The sequence below is a fragment of the Streptomyces sp. NPDC026538 genome, assembly GCF_055567535.1.
Genome location: NZ_JBVHQG010000002.1, coordinates 1,119,045 through 1,135,007, shown reverse-complemented (window position 1 = coordinate 1,135,007; position 15,963 = coordinate 1,119,045). Strand labels below are relative to the sequence as shown.

The 15,963-nt window shown below is 67.4% G+C and carries 10 protein-coding genes and 1 pseudogene; 7 read left to right on the top strand and 4 right to left on the bottom strand.

The window, feature by feature from the left end:
* Positions 1 to 16 precede the first annotated feature (16 nt).
* The 3 genes from ACZ4N4_RS11945 to ACZ4N4_RS11935 all read left to right on the top strand — a co-directional run bounded on the left by ACZ4N4_RS11945 (position 17) and on the right by ACZ4N4_RS11935 (position 2,891).
* Positions 17 to 517: a hypothetical protein gene (locus tag ACZ4N4_RS11945; RefSeq protein ID WP_467587203.1), complete on the top strand. Its 501-nt coding sequence runs from the start codon at positions 17 to 19 to the stop codon at positions 515 to 517.
* A gap of 217 nt (positions 518 to 734) precedes the next feature.
* Positions 735 to 1,370 carry an SMI1/KNR4 family protein gene (locus tag ACZ4N4_RS11940; protein WP_467587200.1) on the top strand — a complete coding sequence of 212 codons (636 nt, stop codon included), beginning with the start codon at positions 735 to 737 and terminating at the stop codon, positions 1,368 to 1,370.
* 675 nt (positions 1,371 to 2,045) lie between these two features.
* Positions 2,046 to 2,891 (top strand): RNA polymerase sigma factor SigF, encoded by an 846-nt coding sequence (locus ACZ4N4_RS11935; protein WP_467587197.1) that lies wholly within the window; start codon positions 2,046 to 2,048, stop codon positions 2,889 to 2,891.
* A gap of 305 nt (positions 2,892 to 3,196) precedes the next feature.
* On the opposite strand, the pseudogene ACZ4N4_RS11930 reads toward ACZ4N4_RS11935, so the two are convergent.
* Positions 3,197 to 3,371: pseudogene (locus tag ACZ4N4_RS11930) on the bottom strand (CsbD family protein).
* 140 nt (positions 3,372 to 3,511) lie between these two features.
* Between ACZ4N4_RS11930 and ACZ4N4_RS11925 the strand changes: the two are divergent.
* On the top strand, positions 3,512 to 3,682 hold the full coding sequence (locus ACZ4N4_RS11925; RefSeq protein WP_037952753.1) for a hypothetical protein: 171 nt from the start codon (positions 3,512 to 3,514) through the stop codon (positions 3,680 to 3,682).
* A 624-nt stretch (positions 3,683 to 4,306) separates the two neighbouring features.
* On the opposite strand, the gene ACZ4N4_RS11920 is transcribed toward ACZ4N4_RS11925, so the two are convergent.
* The 3 genes from ACZ4N4_RS11920 to ACZ4N4_RS11910 all read right to left on the bottom strand — a co-directional run bounded on the left by ACZ4N4_RS11920 (position 4,307) and on the right by ACZ4N4_RS11910 (position 11,506).
* On the bottom strand, positions 4,307 to 5,515 hold the full coding sequence (locus ACZ4N4_RS11920; protein WP_467587195.1) for a phospholipase D-like domain-containing protein: 1,209 nt from the start codon (positions 5,513 to 5,515) through the stop codon (positions 4,307 to 4,309).
* Between the two features lie 396 nt (positions 5,516 to 5,911).
* On the bottom strand, positions 5,912 to 7,651 hold the full coding sequence (locus tag ACZ4N4_RS11915) for a PP2C family protein-serine/threonine phosphatase (RefSeq protein WP_467587193.1): 1,740 nt from the start codon (positions 7,649 to 7,651) through the stop codon (positions 5,912 to 5,914).
* Between the two features lie 564 nt (positions 7,652 to 8,215).
* Complete coding sequence (locus tag ACZ4N4_RS11910) at positions 8,216 to 11,506, bottom strand: AAA domain-containing protein (protein WP_467587191.1); 3,291 nt, start codon at positions 11,504 to 11,506, stop codon at positions 8,216 to 8,218.
* A gap of 296 nt (positions 11,507 to 11,802) precedes the next feature.
* Here ACZ4N4_RS11910 and ACZ4N4_RS11905 point away from each other — a divergent pair, with 296 nt between their 5' ends.
* The 3 genes from ACZ4N4_RS11905 to ACZ4N4_RS11895 all read left to right on the top strand — a co-directional run bounded on the left by ACZ4N4_RS11905 (position 11,803) and on the right by ACZ4N4_RS11895 (position 15,932).
* Entirely contained in the window at positions 11,803 to 13,617 is a 1,815-nt protein-coding gene (locus ACZ4N4_RS11905; RefSeq protein WP_467587188.1) for a GmrSD restriction endonuclease domain-containing protein, read from the top strand.
* A complete protein-coding gene (locus ACZ4N4_RS11900; RefSeq protein WP_467587185.1) occupies positions 13,617 to 14,660 on the top strand; it encodes a CBS domain-containing protein in 1,044 nt (347 codons plus the stop codon). Before ACZ4N4_RS11905 ends, ACZ4N4_RS11900 begins: the two co-directional genes overlap by 1 nt.
* Positions 14,661 to 14,771: 111 nt before the next feature.
* Positions 14,772 to 15,932 carry a serine/threonine-protein kinase gene (locus tag ACZ4N4_RS11895; protein ID WP_467587182.1) on the top strand — a complete coding sequence of 387 codons (1,161 nt, stop codon included), beginning with the start codon at positions 14,772 to 14,774 and terminating at the stop codon, positions 15,930 to 15,932.
* Positions 15,933 to 15,963 lie beyond the last annotated feature (31 nt).

Genomic DNA, 15,963 nt, shown 5'->3' with positions numbered 1-15,963 from the left:
CGTCAGCTTCGCATCGATGTGTCTCTACAAGGTCGTGCCGCTCCTCGAGGTCCGTTCCGGTTGCCCGGTCGAGGAGCGGGTCGTCCAGCGGATGCGCTCTCTGGAAGTGGACCGAGAATTTTTGCCCGAGATTCTTGCGGCTCTGCGTGACGTCCTTGAACGCCCCCTGGACGACAGCGTTTCTGATGAATTGAGGGAACCCTGCTCGATGGCCGCGGAAATGGTCTTGAGGGCTTTTGAGGATGGCTTTCAAATCAAGGAGTGGGCGGACTGGTGTTCGACTATCGCTCTGGACATTCATCAGGAATTCGATGCTCTATTGTATCCCGGAGACGGCGGCGCGCCGATTTTCCATCCGGCGCCTGAGCAACCCGAACCGACACCCATGGAGGAATTGGAGTTGCGAGATCAAGTGACCGCACTGGACCTCCTTCGCCGCGGTGGCGGCGATGACCGACTTCGTTCCCTCAACGAATCGGGGAACTCGCGGGTTGCCGTCGCACTTTCACGCCTGTAGTGAACGATGCCCGGTACTCGCACTGGTAGGGTTTAACAAACGCGGAGTGGGTCGCGAAGACACAGGCCATCTGTTACACATCCACTCCCGTATACGCGAACGACACCAACCCGCGACCCGAGGAGATCGACATCACTGCCTTGGGAACGGGCGGCTTCAAGTCCGGCCGGGACAGAATAGTCGAGTAACGGAGCAGAGGTGCAGCGGTATAGGGTCTGTGGAGGACGTCGCCCGGATCGTCAAGTTGGGACGGTCACGAGGTTTCACGGTCGACTGGCAGGTGATCGAGTCGGACGTCGGCATCGTGCTGCCACTGGACTACAAGGAACTCGCCAGGTATTTCGGACCCGGTGGATTCGCCCCGTTCCTTACGCTCCTTGTGCCTGGTGTGGCCAACCCTGCCGGGGAACTGCGCAGAAACCTGGCACGGTGGCAGCAGGTCGATGCGGACTACCAGGGAAAGACCAGGAAAATCACGCCGATCCCTCATTTCCCTCAGCCTGGTGGGCTGATCCCCTGGGGTAACTCGGGACACGGAGAACGCTATTGCTGGCGGACTGTCGGCAAGCCCGATGACTGGCCGGTGCTCGTGGTTCCCACCATCGGGCAGGATTTCTACGAATACCAGGGCGGCATCGTAGCTTTTATCCACGACCTGCTCACCGACAGGCTCGACATCCCGTTTCTCCCGAGCCTCGCGCAACTCAATGAAGAAGCCGAGCTGGACCCTGATATTGACATTGACGAGATCGAGGAGATCCGGCCCGAATTCCTTTCGCATGACGGCTCTTGGCCGTACGACGGTGCGCTGCCGGTGATCGCCAGCTTCGAGACGGACGACTCCGGGGACTGAGAGCCGAGCGCTCGTCGGGCGGTGGTGCGTCCACTCTCGCAGTGGCCGGGTGCCTGCAGTTGCCTTTGTAGATTGACTCCCGCCGCCTCCGCACGCCCCCCTGATCTGGCGTTTGCCGGTCAGGGGGTTCCTGCGTTGGCCCTCGATTCCATGGCGCGTCGAGAGAGGGCGGCGGAACCCGTGCATGCCCAGTGCACGGCCTGCTACCGCGTAGCCTGCGGTTCGGGCATCGATCGGTATCGGCGCGCGTCTGAGGCATGGCCTGGTGGTGACGCAGGTATGACGCACGAGGCCCTCGGAGGGGTCTGGATTTCGCTCTCGAAACCGTCTCTGACCAGCATGTTTCCCGGGAAGGCGCGAACTGCACACCTTCCCGATGACGCATCACGTGGAGTGCGTGGCGATTCTTGAGCCCGCTGGAAAAGGCAACTGACCCGCGCTTCCTCGGTTCCTGGTGATCGCGGGCGGGGTAGGCCGACCTGTTTTCAGGAATGCACGACGCGGTACGTGTCCTGGTTCAGGGGAGTGGGTTCGACCTGCGGCTTCGTGGGCGTCTCGGGGGATGATGCACGCGTTCCCCGCAAGTTCGGGGAATGCCGATCGGCGGACGGGGTAGACGCGTGCCTGCCGGACGATGGACCGGCGAGGACGAGGCTGATCGACTGGGAGGGCGCCATGATGCCGACGACGACCGAGCTGACGACCGAGCAGACGGTGGCTGTGCCGGAGATCACGGACCCTTCCAAGGTCGCGCCGAAGGACGCGCGGGAGCTGTCGAAGCCGTTCTTCGACCGGCTGGCCGTCCTGGAGGAGGGGACGCCCGAGTATCAGTACGCGCGCAACACGCTGATCGAGATGAACATGTCCCTGGTGCGCTTCGCGGCCGGCCGGTTCCGCAGCCGCGGGCCGGAGGAGATGGAGGACATCGTCCAGGTCGGCATGATCGGCCTGATCAAGGCGATCGACCGCTTCGAGTTGACCCGCGAGGTCGAGTTCACCTCCTTCGCCGTGCCGTACATCGTCGGCGAGATCAAGCGGTTCTTCCGTGATACCTCCTGGGCCGTACATGTCCCGCGCCGGCTCCAGGAAGCCCGCGTCCAACTCGCCCGCGCCAGCGAGGAACTGCGCAGCCGACTGGGCCGGACGCCGACCACCAAAGAGCTTTCCGAGCTGATGAGCCTTCCGGAGGACGAGGTCGTCGAGGCCCAACTGGCCTCCAACGGCTACAAGTCCGCCTCCCTGGACGCGGCGATCAACGGCAGCGAGGACGGCGAGGCGGCGCTGGCGGACTTCATCGGCGACGAGGACGCCGCCCTCGGCCTGGTCGAGGACTTCCACGCCCTCGCCCCGATGATCGCCGAACTCGACGAACGCGACCGCAAGATCATCCACTGGCGGTTCGTGGAGGAACTCACCCAGGCCCAGATCGGTGAACGTCTCGGTGTCTCCCAGATGCACGTCTCCCGGCTGATCTCCCGTCTCCTGGCCCACCTGCGAGAGGGCATGCTGAGCACCGTCTGACGGTCGGGGGCCCGGCAGCCGGACGGCAGCCGGGCGTCCTGCGGAGTGGGGGAGATGGGGTGTAGTGCCTCACTCCGTCGGCACGTTGCCGTGTCCGCCGGGGACTTGCGGGTGCGGGCCTGGTGGCGACCTGGGCGACGGCCATGGACGGGAAATCGTCGTTATGGTGGCGGTGAGAGGGTCGATGAGCAGTTGAGGCGAGACTCAGTGCCCGCGTGTTCGGCCCTCGGCGGTCCGTCGAAAAGGGGCCTGCCCGGAGTCATGCCGGGCAGGCCCCTTTCGAATTCTCGGTGGAGAATGCAGCTTTAGTGCTTGAACGCGTCTTTCGCCTTTTCCTTGGCCTCACGGGCATCACCCGCGCTCTTCTCAGCCTGCCCCTCGGCGGCCATACGATCGGTTTCCGATGGCGCTTCCCACGGCTTCCCTGGCCTTGCCCTTGGCCTGCTCGACCTTTGCCTTGGCCTTCTCGCCGGCAGTCATGGAAGAGTACCTCCTGATATCTCGTGTGCCGCTGTCGCGGTAACCCCGCTTGTGCCCTGGCGTTCCTTTCACAAACAAAGCGTATTCGGTGAATGGCGACGGAATTGCAGGGCAGACGAGGGTGCAGGAGGTTGATAAACATGGTTCCCCTGCTGCTTGTTCTGCTTCTTGCACTGCTCCTCTTCGGTGCCGGCTTCGCCATCAAGATCCTCTGGTGGGTCGCCGTCGCCGTCCTGGTGCTGTGGCTTCTCGGCTTCGTCATGCGCTCCACCACCGCCGGTGGTGGCCGAGGTCGTTGGTACCGATGGTGAGCTGACCCGCAGCGCGCCTTCATCACGGGGTCCGGCCGATATGACGGCCGGACCCCGTGCGCGTGCCGGACGTGAGGCGACCTGGTGCGTAAGAGGCCATACAGCCCATAGGCGTCCCCAACGACAGCAGGGTAGGCGTGTTGTAGTCGGCCGGGACGCGGCTACCGACGTGGCCGGGGGCGGGGCCTTCTCCTCCCGGACTCCTGTGCCATGAGGCTCTTGTACACGCCCCGTCCCCAACGCCGCCCGTGCGGGCCGGCATGACCTGACAGGCCTGGACGTGGGCCGCGGTGAACAAGGTCGCGGACGATCATGCGGCGGGCCGTCGCGGCAGCGTGTCCACCGGTGACCGTAGCCGTTTCCGGTTCTCAGCGGCCAGATGCGGCAACTCGCAGTGCGCTACGTCTCGTTCTGCGGCAGGGTCGCCAGGGGGCGCCTACCTGTGGCCGAGCGGCCCCGCCGCGACCGGCCCTGGAACGGCCCCGGTGGGCGGTTTTCGTGCGCCGCCGGGAGGACGTTCGGTCGGTGGGACCGCGGGTACGGCGTGCCTTCGCTTCACGTGCGCGGCGCCGGCCGGGTCGCGCGGCGCCTGCGGTTCGCCATTGTGCCAGGGTGCCGGTCGGCTCACAGGAAGCGCCGGATCGGGGTGACGGCGGCTTCCTTGGCGCGTTGCAGTACTGCCCGCCGTCTCCATCGGGTGAGCTCGATGTCCACGCTGTGGCGCAGGTCCGCCTCGTAGTCGCGGTCGAGGGAGGCAGTGAACTCCTCGTCCAGGACGGCGAGCATCACTTCTTCGTCGTGGTCCATGGACCGGCGGTTGAAATTGGTGGATCCGATGAGGGAGGCGATCGAGTCCACGGTGATGATCTTGGCGTGCATCATGGTCGGCTGGTACTGGCGGATGTGCACGCCGGCCTGCAGCAGACGCGTGTAGTGGTGTTGACCGGCGAGCTGGCAGGCGCGCTGGTCGGTGTGGGGGCCGGGCAGCAGGATCTCGACATGCACGCCGCGACGTGCGGTCTGGCACAGCAGGTCGATGAAGTAGGTGTCTGGGGCGAAGTAGGCGGTGGCCAGCCGGAAGCGTTCCTCGGCGGAGGTGAGCATGACCCGGATGAGGGTTTGCATGTCCTGCCAGCCGATGCTTGCGGAGCCGCGCACGACCTGCACCACCGACGAGCCGGCCTGCGGGTGTTCCCTGAAACGGTCGCGGTCATCGAAGAGTTCGTCGTGACACTCGGCCCAGTTCTGCGCGAATGCGGCGGCGATGCCGTCCACGGCCGGGCCGCGCACCTGGACGTGGGTGTCGCGCCACTCGGCAGGGTTGCGGGCATTGCCGCTCCATTCCTCCGCGATGCCGACGCCGCCGGTGAAGGCGGTGTGTTCGTCGACGATGAGGGCCTTGCGGTGGCAACGGTGGTTCTGTTTGAACGGTGACAGCCACACGGGTTTGCGGAACCAGGCCACCTGCACGCCCGCGGCGCTCATGAGGTCCAACAGTCGCCGCTCGATCCCCTTGGATCCGAAGCCGTCGAGCAGCAGTCGCACGCGCACCCCCGCGCGGGCGCGGTCGGCCAAAGCGACGGCGAAGTCGTGGGCGATCTGACCCTGCCAATACACGAACGTCATCATGTCGACGGTGTGCCGAGCCGAACGGATCGCCCCGAGCATCGCGGGGAAGATCTCATCACCGTTGCGCAGGGGCACCAGGTCATTGCCTTCGGTGGCGGCCACGCCGATCAGTCGCTCCAGGCGACGGCGTAGGCGCTGCTTGCGCGCCGCTGCGTCAGGCGCGGTGTCGCGCGCAGGGGGTGCCGGTATGCCGTCGAGTATCACGCCGAATCTCCCACTGGACCATGAAGACGGAACGTCACGGGCCGCTGGGCGCGCCCGAACAACCACATTCCCGGCCGGCGCCGCGGCACTCCAGCAGTCTGCCTGGACCGAGCCCACCGACACCGCGACGCCAGCCGCACAGTCTTTGCTGACGACGCCACTTCACCCAACAGCTCCTCCTGGCCGTCCCCGACCTACATGCCCACGGTGCCCGTCCTCCGCGCCGAACCGGCACGCGGACACCGCGGTCTGGCCCCGCTCACCGGCGGGGCAGTGCGGGGCGCGCGCAGCGCGAAGTTCTCGCGCGGCGGAGAGAGGCGTTCGAAGCCTCAGTCCACCGGCTCAGGAGCTTCGCCGGTCTCCCGTTCCACCCACTCGATCTGCCTCACCCGCGGGTCAGGCGGGTCCTGCGGGAGGGGGTGTGCGCAGCGCGATCATGGCGACGTCGTCATCGTTGTCGTTGGGGCGGACCTGGTCCAGCAGCAAGTCACAGAAGGAGTCGAGGGGGCGGTGGGCGAGGGAGGCCGCGTGTCGGCGCAGCCGGTCAAGCCCGTGATCGATGGAGTGGTGCGGGGATTCGACCAGTCCGTCGGTGTAGAGCAGGAGCGTGGCCCGGGGTGGCAGGACGGTGACGGCGTCGGGGCGAGGTCTGGTGACTCCGGTTCCGAGGAGTATGCCGTGAGCCTCGTCGAGGTAGCGGGTCTGTCCGTCATGGGTGATGAGCAGGGGCGGCGGGTGGCCGGCGTTCGTCCAGCGCAGGCGCCACAGCGTGTCACTCCCGAGGGTGAGCCTGGCGAGGATCATGGTGGCCATGGGTACCTCGGCTATGTGCATCACGGCATCGTCGAGCCGTGTGACGACGGCGCTGGGTGCGGCCTCGGGGTGGGACCAGGCGAAGGCGCGCAGCATGTTGCGGACCTGCGCCATGCCGGCTGCGGCGTCGAGATCGTGTCCGACGACGTCGCCGATGGCCAGTGCGTGGGCGTGGGCGGCCAGAGCGAAGGCGTCGTACCAGTCACCGCCCACGGATGAGGCGTCCGGAGCGGGTACGTAGCGCGCGGTCATCTCCAGCCCGGGCAGGACGGGCAGCTGGGGCAGCAGGTGGCGTTGCATGGTCTCGGCGACTTTGCGCTGGCGCTGGTACAGGCGCGCGTTGTCCAGCGCGAGGCCCGCCCGACGGGTGAGGTCCTCCAGCAGCGGCAGGTCGGCAGGGGTGAAGGCGTCATGACGCTGGGCGCGGCCCAGGGTCAGGGCGCCGAGTACGTCCCGCAGTCCGCGAATGGGCGCGATGACGGCGGAGTGCATACCGGTCGCGGTGAACAGGCGCTGCTGCTCGACCGCTATGCCGGAGTCGGGCGGACCTTGGTAGGTGGCGGGGCCGGCGAGGGAGGAGGCGGCGCCGCGCAGGGCCCGTGACAGGGGCATCGGTGACTCTGCCGGCACGGGAGGCATCGGGCCCTGCAGATCGTCCCGCTCGACGAGAATGCCGTCCTTGTGCTCCATCACGAGAACGCGTCGTACTTCGTCACGTTCGGTGAGCAGGTCGAACACGGCCCAGTCCGCGAGCCGGGGCACGGTCAGGGCCGCCAGTCGGTGCAGCGCCTCGTCCGCGTCCAGAGTGGATGTGAGCTGCGTGGTCGTCTCCGCCAGCAGGGACAGGCGGTCCAGTTCCGTCAGCGGCGCGGAGTGCCCGCCGTCGGTGTGGCGCACGTCCCGTGGCTTCGGCTCGTACAGCATCGCCAGCGCACCTGTCCCGCCCGGATCGGGTGAGTAGGGCGTGACCAGCCAGGACAACTGGACGAGAGTGCCGTCCCCGCAGGCGAACCACTCGGCGTCGCCATGTCTGGTGTCCCCGGTGAGGATGGCCTTCCTCATCAGGCAGCGCGTGCGCGGCACGGAGTGCCCGTATCTGTCCCGGTGCAGCAGGTCGTGGAAGTCCTGACCGACGAGTTCTGAGGCTTCCCTGCCCAGCAGGCTTTGGGCCGCGCTGTTGACCGCGACGATGAGGCCATCGTCATCGACCGCGAGGGCGGCTGCCCGCAGGTTTTCCAGCGTTCCGTCGAGCAGGGCGCCAGAACGCGCCTCATGCCCGGACGGGAGAACACTCTCCCTGCCGGGAGCGGCGACGTCGTCCATGTCCCTCCTCTGTTGAAGCCCGAATGGCGTCGGGTACCCCCATCGGATTCCGGCATGCATCGAAGGCTCGTCTTCCCTGCTGCGACTGCTCGAGCACCTCCTGGTGGTGCAGGAAGAAGCTGTCCGTGAAGTCCCGAATGCCGGTCGCGAGTGATGAGGGGAACGGAACTGTTGGTCTTGACGCTCTCGGCGCACGCACGCGGAGCGATGAGCCGGAAAACGGTCCCTGAGCTGGTGTTCTTCGTGACTCGTCCGGGACGACCTCCTTTCGATGACGCATCATCTGGAGTGCGTGGCGATTCTTGAACCGGTGGCTAAGGGCTTCTGATATGGTGATTCACGGCTAGTGGCGAGCCACTCGACCTGTTTCCGGTTTGGAATCAGGTTGGACGGGTGGTGCCTGTTCCGACCGTGCTTTCACGGTGAAGTGCTGAGCGAGGTCGCAGGGGTGCCCCGAGGACCAAGCACCTCTTGACACTCAAATGACGCTCGTTCCGTCTGCTTCTGATCCGTGGCCACCGGTAGGCCGGAGTTTCTGGGCGGTGCGGGTTGGGTGCACGGCCCTCAACGTCGGCCCTGGCCCACCCGAATATCCATGTTCCAGGCGTTGCTCCGGCCGTTCTGTCCGGTTTTGCAGACCGTGTCATAGCAGCGCCAGAACCAGGTGCCGTTCGTGCGTCGGCGCAGTTCGATGCTCGTGCCACCGCAGCGAGCACATTTCGGGGGGCGGGTGAACAGCTCGGCATGCTCGTGTTCCAGCAGCTTGCGCGCGAAGTGGCCACCTCGCATCGTCACCATGATCTCGCGAGTCCACGACTGGGACAGGCTGTTGAGACTGCCCATCATTACCGTCTGCTCGTCGATCACCGCGATCTTCTGGTGCATGACGTTGACGGGGATGACGGTGTGGACGACGGCCCGAAGGTCGGCGATGAGGCTCTGGTTGTCCGGGCGTGCCTGGAGCTGGTCCGTGCCGTCGCGGATGAACACGGTCACGCGCACGCCCCGCCCCGCTGCCTCGCGCAGCAGCGGCAGGATGCCGCGTACCCGGCGCGCGACCCATGGGGCCCACAGCCAGATCGAGGTGCGGGCCTTGTTGATCTCCTCCTCGAAGGTGCTGAAGAAGGTCAGTTCGTCGTCGAGGCCGGTCACTTCGACGTGCCGGGCCAGGACGTCGGCGAGCGCGGCTCCGAAACCACCGAGATCCCGCGCTTTGTCCTGCGGCGGCGTGATCAGGTGACTTGCTCTCAGCCGTCGCACTCCGGGAGTGCCGACCAGCGCGGCCAGATGACTGAAGGCCCTGCCGTTCCTCGCGGCCCGCATCCGTTCCCAGCTGCCGAGAACGTAGAGACGGGTCTGGACGCGGGTGGCGGCCACATTGAACAGACGTACTCCGTTCCGTGCCCAGTCCGACGCGTCCGGTTCCCGGTGCGCCAGAGACATCCACAGTTCGCGTCCGTCGGTTCCCTCAACCGTGTCGAAAACGACGACGGGGAACTCCCGGCCCTGGAAGCGGTGCGCCGTGCCCACTTCGGCCAGGGGGCCGCCTCCGCTCTCCAGGTCCCGCAGAGCCTCAAGAGTCGCGTCCGCCTGGGTACCGTACGGCGTGACGATGCCCGTCTCCTCGCCCTTGCCGCGGTGGTAGTCCACGAGAGCCCTGGCGATCAGTGTCCCCGCCGGCCACCAGCCGCTCCTGCGGCCGGTGAGGTGCGGCCTTGCCAACTCGTGCAGTCCGTCGGTGTCGACGACCACGATCTCCGGATCGTCGGGTGGTCTCGGCGCCGCGGTTTGCTTGCCACCCCTCAGCAGTCCACCGTAGGCCAGCGAGTTGGCCAGCCGCATGACCGCCGGGCCGAAGCGGTGCTGCTCGCTCAGGGTGATGCACGCCGCGTGCCGGTGGGCGTCCGACGGTTCCCGGATGCCGCAGTGCTCGAAGACGTCCGGGAGCAGCCAGCGCTTGACATCCGGGCGGTCAAGATCTTTCAGCTGCTCCTCGATGACTGGCCCGAGCTGCATGAAGTCGCCGAGCAGCACGGCCGTCCGCGACGCCTTCGCCGTCGCGAGGATCACTTCTGGCAGCGTCGCCGCCCCCGCCTCGTCGACCAGGACGACGTCGTAGGGGCCTTCGAAGACCGCCTTGTTGGTTCTGAACCTGGCGAGCGTGGTCGCGACCAGCGTGGCCCTCTTGATGATCTCGCCCTGGGCGTTGCGGGCGAGGCGCTCGTACTCTTCTTGAACCTGTTGGAACTGTGCCTCCAGTGCCGGCCGACGGGAGGTGTCGGCTGTCACCTGGGGCCGGAGTCGCTCGGCGCGGGCATGGCGGGTCGGCCAGCCCTGCCGGTCTGAGAGTCCGGTGAGTTCCGCCGCGTTGAGAGCGTGGACAACGGCCTTCTCCAGCCGGGTGACGTCGTCACGGTTCGTCGCGATGGCGGCGAGTGCCGACTTGCGGGCCGACTGCGCCGAAGCGAGCGCCCCCTCCAAAGCGGCGATCTGCTCGCGGGTGTGGGTGATGCCGGCGGCCAGCTGTGCCCGTTCCACCTCCAGCGCGGTGACATGCGCTTCGGCCGTCGTGCGCGCGGCCTGGGCGGTCCGGCGCGCCCGGTCGGCGTCCTCCGTCATGGCGGTCACCTGATCGCGGAGTGCCTGCCGTTTCTCCCGGGCCCGCCACTTTGCCATGGACCGCTGGCTGTCGAGCTGCCGCAACTCTTCGCCTACGTCATGCAGTTGTTCCTCGGCCAGGAGCGCCTCGGCTTCCTTCCGCTCCGCCGCTCCGAGGATCCGTGCCTGCTCGTCGCGCAGACGGTCGGCCTCCGACCACTTACGACGGGACTCCGCGGCTTCGTCTCGGTGCCGCTGTGCCGCCGACACAGTCCTCTCGGCCGCTTCCAAGGCCGCCTCGGCTTCCTCCAGCAAGGACGCGGCGCGCTCCGCGCGTTCCCGCACGGACTGGGGGTCCTGGCCGGGCGTACGCAACAGCTTCAGCGCGTCGAAGTACGCGGTCGGTTCGACGCGGACGAGGGAGGTGTCCAGTGCGGCCAGTTCCTTCGCGCGGTTTCGTATGTCCACCAGCGCGGCCTCGATGACACGCTTGCGCTCCGCCGTCTCCGTCAGTCGCTCGCGGATCATGAGAGGCAGAGACACCGAGGGATCGTCTGCCATTTCCCGAAGTTGCGGCGGGCCGACACGGACGATGTCGCCGGATCCGTGCCGGTTCTCCCTCACCACGCCCAACAGGGCGTTGTCCACCGCGATGTTGGTGGCGGACACCAACAGGACGCGGTCGCCGCGGGCGATCAGGTCCCCGATCGCCCTCTTCAGTACGGTCGTCTTGCCGGTGCCCGGTGGACCCCACACCAGATGCACGCCCTGGCCGAGGCACGCACGGTACGCGTGTCCCTGCGTGGGGTGGAATCCTGGAGGGTCCGGGTCGGGCGAAGAGGTACCGCCGATCGATCCTGCGGCCAGGACGTTCGCCAGCGGGCTCTCGCCCAGTCCGGCGATACCGTCGCGGAGTGCCTCCACCAGGAAGGTCGGCGGTTGCTTCAGCAGCCACAGATACGCATCCGGAAGATCCGCGAATTCGGCGACTTTCAGCGTGAGCAAGGATCCGTTCTGTACCGTCTCCGAGACGACGAACCCCTGAGTCTCGATGTTGTCCGAATCCGGGCCGGCCAGTCGCAAGGCGTCCAGTTGGTCCGGTCCGATGTCCGAACCACGCAGGTCCACCGCGTACCAGCCGGCCTCTTTGGTGCGGACCGCGCGCCCCACCCGTTGCCAGCGCGGCTGCCTCCCCGAGCCGCCCGTGACCCTGATCAACTCGCCCAGAGCCGTCGCGATCTCCTCGCGCCACCCCACCCGCGTCGCCCCCGTTCCGCGCTTTCGCGGGATCTCCCGCGTGCGCGCGGCCGGATCCCGCGGGGACCATACCCGTTGCGAACCTGGGGCGATTCCATGCGGCCCATGTCCTACGGCGGCTTTCGGCCTGCTGTGTCACCGGTAGGCATCGGCGATCCGGCGAGAAGGGCGTGCATGGTCACCAGGATCCTCAGCGATCGAAGATGTGACTTAGCGTCAAACTATGGTTGACGCTGCACATGCGCCTTGATGGAATGCCTTGTCCACGAAGAACGCGAGGGTGGGGTACGGGGCACGTGGCAGGGCTGGACAGCGCGAATCTCAAGACACTTCTCGGTGACGTCGCCTCGGGAAGGCTGCAACTCCCGGATTTCCAGCGGGACTGGAAGTGGGACGACGACCGTATTCGGGCGATCATCGCGACGGTGACGCTCGATTACCCGCTGGGCGTCGCCATGACGCTGGAGACCGGCGGCGCCTCCCGGTTCCGTACCAGGACACTCACGGGTGCGGAGTCCGCTGCCGGGCGGGAGCCCGGGCTGCTGCTGCTGGACGGCCAGCAGCGGCTGACCTCGCTGTTCCAGGCGCTGTACGTCGCGGACACGCCGGTGCAGACGGTGGACACCCGGAACAAGCCCGTACGCCGCTGGTACTACGTCGACATCGCGAAAGCGACCGGCTCGCCGTCCGACCGCGACGAGTCGATCGTGTCGGTGCCGGAGGACCGGATCCTCCGCACGGACTTCGGCCGCAGGGTCGTGCACGACCTGAGCGACACCTCCGGCGAATGCGGGGCGGGGCTGTTCCCGTTGCGCATCGTCTTCGACACGCAGCGGGTCAACGCATGGCGTCGCGAGTTCGAGAGGGCCGACGAGGCGCGGAACTTCGATCTGTGGGCCGCCTTCGAGGACCAGGTGCTGCACCCCGTCCGGTCGTTCCAGGTGCCGATGATCAACCTGTCCTCGTCGACGCCCATGGACGCCGTCTGTGCCGTCTTCGAGCGGGTCAACACCGGGGGCGTCCCGCTCAACGTCTTCGAGCTGCTCACCGCCAGCTACGCCGGGGATCCCGCGTACACGAGCCGTACCGGCGACTACTACGATCTTCTCTCCACCTGGCATTCGATCAAGGAACACCTCGCGGAACGGTTCGAGGTGTTCGGCCGCCTCGACGACGGTCTGAGCAACAGCGACTTCCTCCAGGCAGTGGCGTTGGTGCGGACCTGGAACCTCAAGCAGCAGGACCCCACGGTGGGTGTCTCCTGCAAGCGGCGCGACCTGCTGGAGCTCCCGCTGGACGATTTCGAGGAGCTCGCCCCGCGTCTGCGGGAAGCCTTCGAGTGGGTCGGCCTATTCCTGTTCGCACAGTGCATCGTCCGCGCCGAGGATCTGCCGTACCGAACCCAGGTGGTGCCGCTGGCCGCCGTCCGGGCCATCCTTGGCGACGAGCTCGACAACCCTGCGGCGAGACAGAAGATCGCCCAGTGGTACTGGTGCGGTGTCCTGGGTGAGATGTACGGCGGTTCGACCGAGACCCGGTTCACCCGTGACGTGGAGCAGCTCATCGCGTGGATACGCGACGACGGCGAAGTCCCCGACACGATCACCGACGCCTACTTCTTCCCCGAGCGCCTGCGCACCCTGAAGACCCGCAACAGCGCCGCCTACAAGGGCATCTTCGCCCTCCTGATCCGGCAGGGCGCCGTGGACTGGCACTACACCGACGGCCCGATGGCTGCCGGTCGGCTGGTGGAGTACGGCGTCGACGTCCGCCAGATCTTCCCGAAGAACTGGGTACGCCGAAACCTCGACGAGCGCTACCCGGCCAGCTCCGTGATCAACAAGACCCCACTGTCGCTCCGTGCCGCGCAGGCTCTCAGCGGCGCTCCGGCCGCGTACCTGGAACCCCTCGCCGCGGCGGCGGACATGCGCCCCGAATGGTTCGACGACGTGATCTCCACCCATCTCATCGACGCGAAGGCGCTGCGAGCGAACGACTACGTCACGTTCTTCGAGGCGCGCGCCACGGCGCTGGAGGACCTGGTGTACCAGGCGATGGGCAAGCGCACCACGGTTGTCCGCGGCACCCCGGACGACGAGGGTGAGCGCTGATGAGGAAGCCGACGACAGAACAGCTGATCGCCCTCAAAGGGACGGAAGTACCGCTGTCCGAGCTGCTGGCCCTGTACGCGGTCCGGGTACGCCAGGCTGGGGTCATCCGGGAGATGACCGAGTCGCTGGCCGCCGCCGGACTCACCACGCTCCCCGACTTCTCGACCTGCCCCAGTCTGGCCCGGGTCCGGCTCGTGCCGGTCGCGGCCGCCGTGACGACGGCGCCCGAGGACGACCCGGTGGTCCCATCTGATCCGCTGCCGCCGGGGGCGCTGCCGCAGCGCCTGCTGCTGGGGGACCTGCCCTCCGCCGTGGGCGGCCTCAAGTGCGTCTCCCGTGGTGCCGGGCTGAGCCAGGCCACGTACCTGATGCGCCACGAGGGCTACAACCAGATACCCGTAGTTAGCAACATGACCGAACTCCACGGTGTGGTGACGTGGAAGTCAATCGCCCTCATGTACGAGAACGGCTGGGACACCACTCTGGAGAACGCCATGCAGCAGGAGTCGCTGCCGGTGTTCGACAGCCGAGAGGACCTGTTCAGCTGCCTGCCCATGCTCGTCGACCACGGGTATGTGCTGGTCCGGGGGCAGGACGGCCGGATATCCGGCATCGTCACCTACCAGGAGATCGTCCGCCGCTTCCAGAACACCGCCCGGCCCTTCTTCCTCCTCGGGGAGATCGAGTCACTGCTACGGCGCTGGCTGGGCTCCCGCCTGAGCACTGAGGCCGTCATCGCCGTACAGGCCACCAACCGCAGGCCCGAACATCGCACCGGCAGGGTCGAGGACCTCATGTTCGGCGACTACGTCCTTCTCCTGGACGGCTCCCAGCGGAAGAAGCCCGACCTGGCCCGGCGCGCAGACGACAACTGGGCAGCTCTGGGGCGCCCGGCGCTGGACCGGGGCCAGTTCGTCCACCATCTCCAGCGGGTGCAGGCCATCAGGAACCGGATCGCCCACTTCGGCGAAGATCCGCTGCCGCCGGAGGACGTGCGGGACCTGATGTCCTTCGCCCGGCAGCTGCGCGACTGCGTAAGGTGAACGCCCTGCCCGGAGCCCATGACGGCAGTCCGGCCGCAGGGATAGGGTGAACCTCCGGTGAAAGTGTGACGTGCCCGGACAGGTGGGCACGAGAGGGTGGCGCGGCGCGTGATGACTGAGGGGCCCACGCAGATCGGCCGTTACACGGTTGAGCGGGAGCTGGGTGCGGGGGGCATGGGACGGGTCTATCTGGCCTACTCGCCCGGCGGCGAACCGGTCGCGGTCAAGGTGATCAGGAACGACAGGCTCGACCAGGCGACCCGGGCGCGCTTCGAACGGGAGGCGCTGATCGCGCGGACGGTCGTCGGAACCAACCGGGTGGCCCGTTTCCTCGACGCCGACCCGTACGCCGACCAGCCGTGGATGGCCGTCGAGTACGTGCCCGGCCGGACCGTCCAGGAGCAGGTGGACGGCGCGGGCTCCCTCCCGGTGCCGCTGGTCGCCAGTCTCGGCGCGCTGCTCGCCGAGGGCCTGGAGGCGGTGCACGCGGTCGATCTGCTGCACCGTGACCTCAAGCCGCAGAACGTGATGCTCGGCGAGTACGGCCCGATCCTGATCGACTTCGGCCTGGGCGCCTTCATGGACGCGAGCAAGGACACCCTCACGCACGACGGCATGATCATCGGCACGGTCCGTTGCATGCCGCCGGAGCAGGCGCTCGGCCGCTCCCAGGTGAAGACTCCGGCTGACGTGTACGGCCTGGGCACGGTCCTGTTGTATGCGGCGACCGGCCACTACCCCTATGACGGCAACGGCTGGCCGGCGATCGTCGCCAAGGTGACCGACGAGACCCAGCCGCCGGACCTCTCCGGACTGCCCGATGAACTGGCCCCCCTGGTCACCGCGATGCTCGCGCATGCCCCCGGCGAACGGCCGGCCCTCGCCGAGGTCACCGAGAGCTGCGTGGCGCTGATGAAGGCCGCGGGCTCCACACCCGTAGAGGCCCGGTACGCGCTGATCGACATCGCGGCGCCGTTCGGCGAGCGGAGCGTGTGGGAGCGCGTCGCGGAGCAGTACGGCGACGCGCTGGACATGCACACCCAGGTCGTGGACGAGGACGGCTACGACAGCCCGCTGGACCGCCCGGTCCGCCCCGAGCAGGGGGAGGACGACGAACCGGAAGAGGTGCAGGAGGCCGACGCCGAGTCCGTCGACGTACCTCACGAGGAGCTGGTGCCCGCCACCCCGCCCCGGGCGCCCGGCCGAAGGCCGGCCTCGCGGAAGGTGGCCGAGGAGCTGAGGGCCAGGTACGCGATGCAGCCGGTCCTGTGACCTGCGATACGGGCAGGTGGCGGTGGGAAAC

Excerpts from the sequence above, each read along its gene's own strand:
- ACZ4N4_RS11925 (WP_037952753.1), top strand. The coding sequence starts at position 3,512 with ATGGTTCCCCTGCTGCTTGTTCTGCTTCTTGCACTGCTCCTCTTCGGT.
- ACZ4N4_RS11945 (WP_467587203.1), top strand. The coding sequence starts at position 17 with ATGTGTCTCTACAAGGTCGTGCCGCTCCTCGAGGTCCGTTCCGGTTGC.
- ACZ4N4_RS11915 (WP_467587193.1), bottom strand. The coding sequence starts at position 7,651 with ATGGACGACGTCGCCGCTCCCGGCAGGGAGAGTGTTCTCCCGTCCGGG.
- ACZ4N4_RS11895 (WP_467587182.1), top strand. The coding sequence starts at position 14,772 with ATGACTGAGGGGCCCACGCAGATCGGCCGTTACACGGTTGAGCGGGAG.
- ACZ4N4_RS11900 (WP_467587185.1), top strand. The coding sequence starts at position 13,617 with ATGAGGAAGCCGACGACAGAACAGCTGATCGCCCTCAAAGGGACGGAA.
- ACZ4N4_RS11935 (WP_467587197.1), top strand. The coding sequence starts at position 2,046 with ATGATGCCGACGACGACCGAGCTGACGACCGAGCAGACGGTGGCTGTG.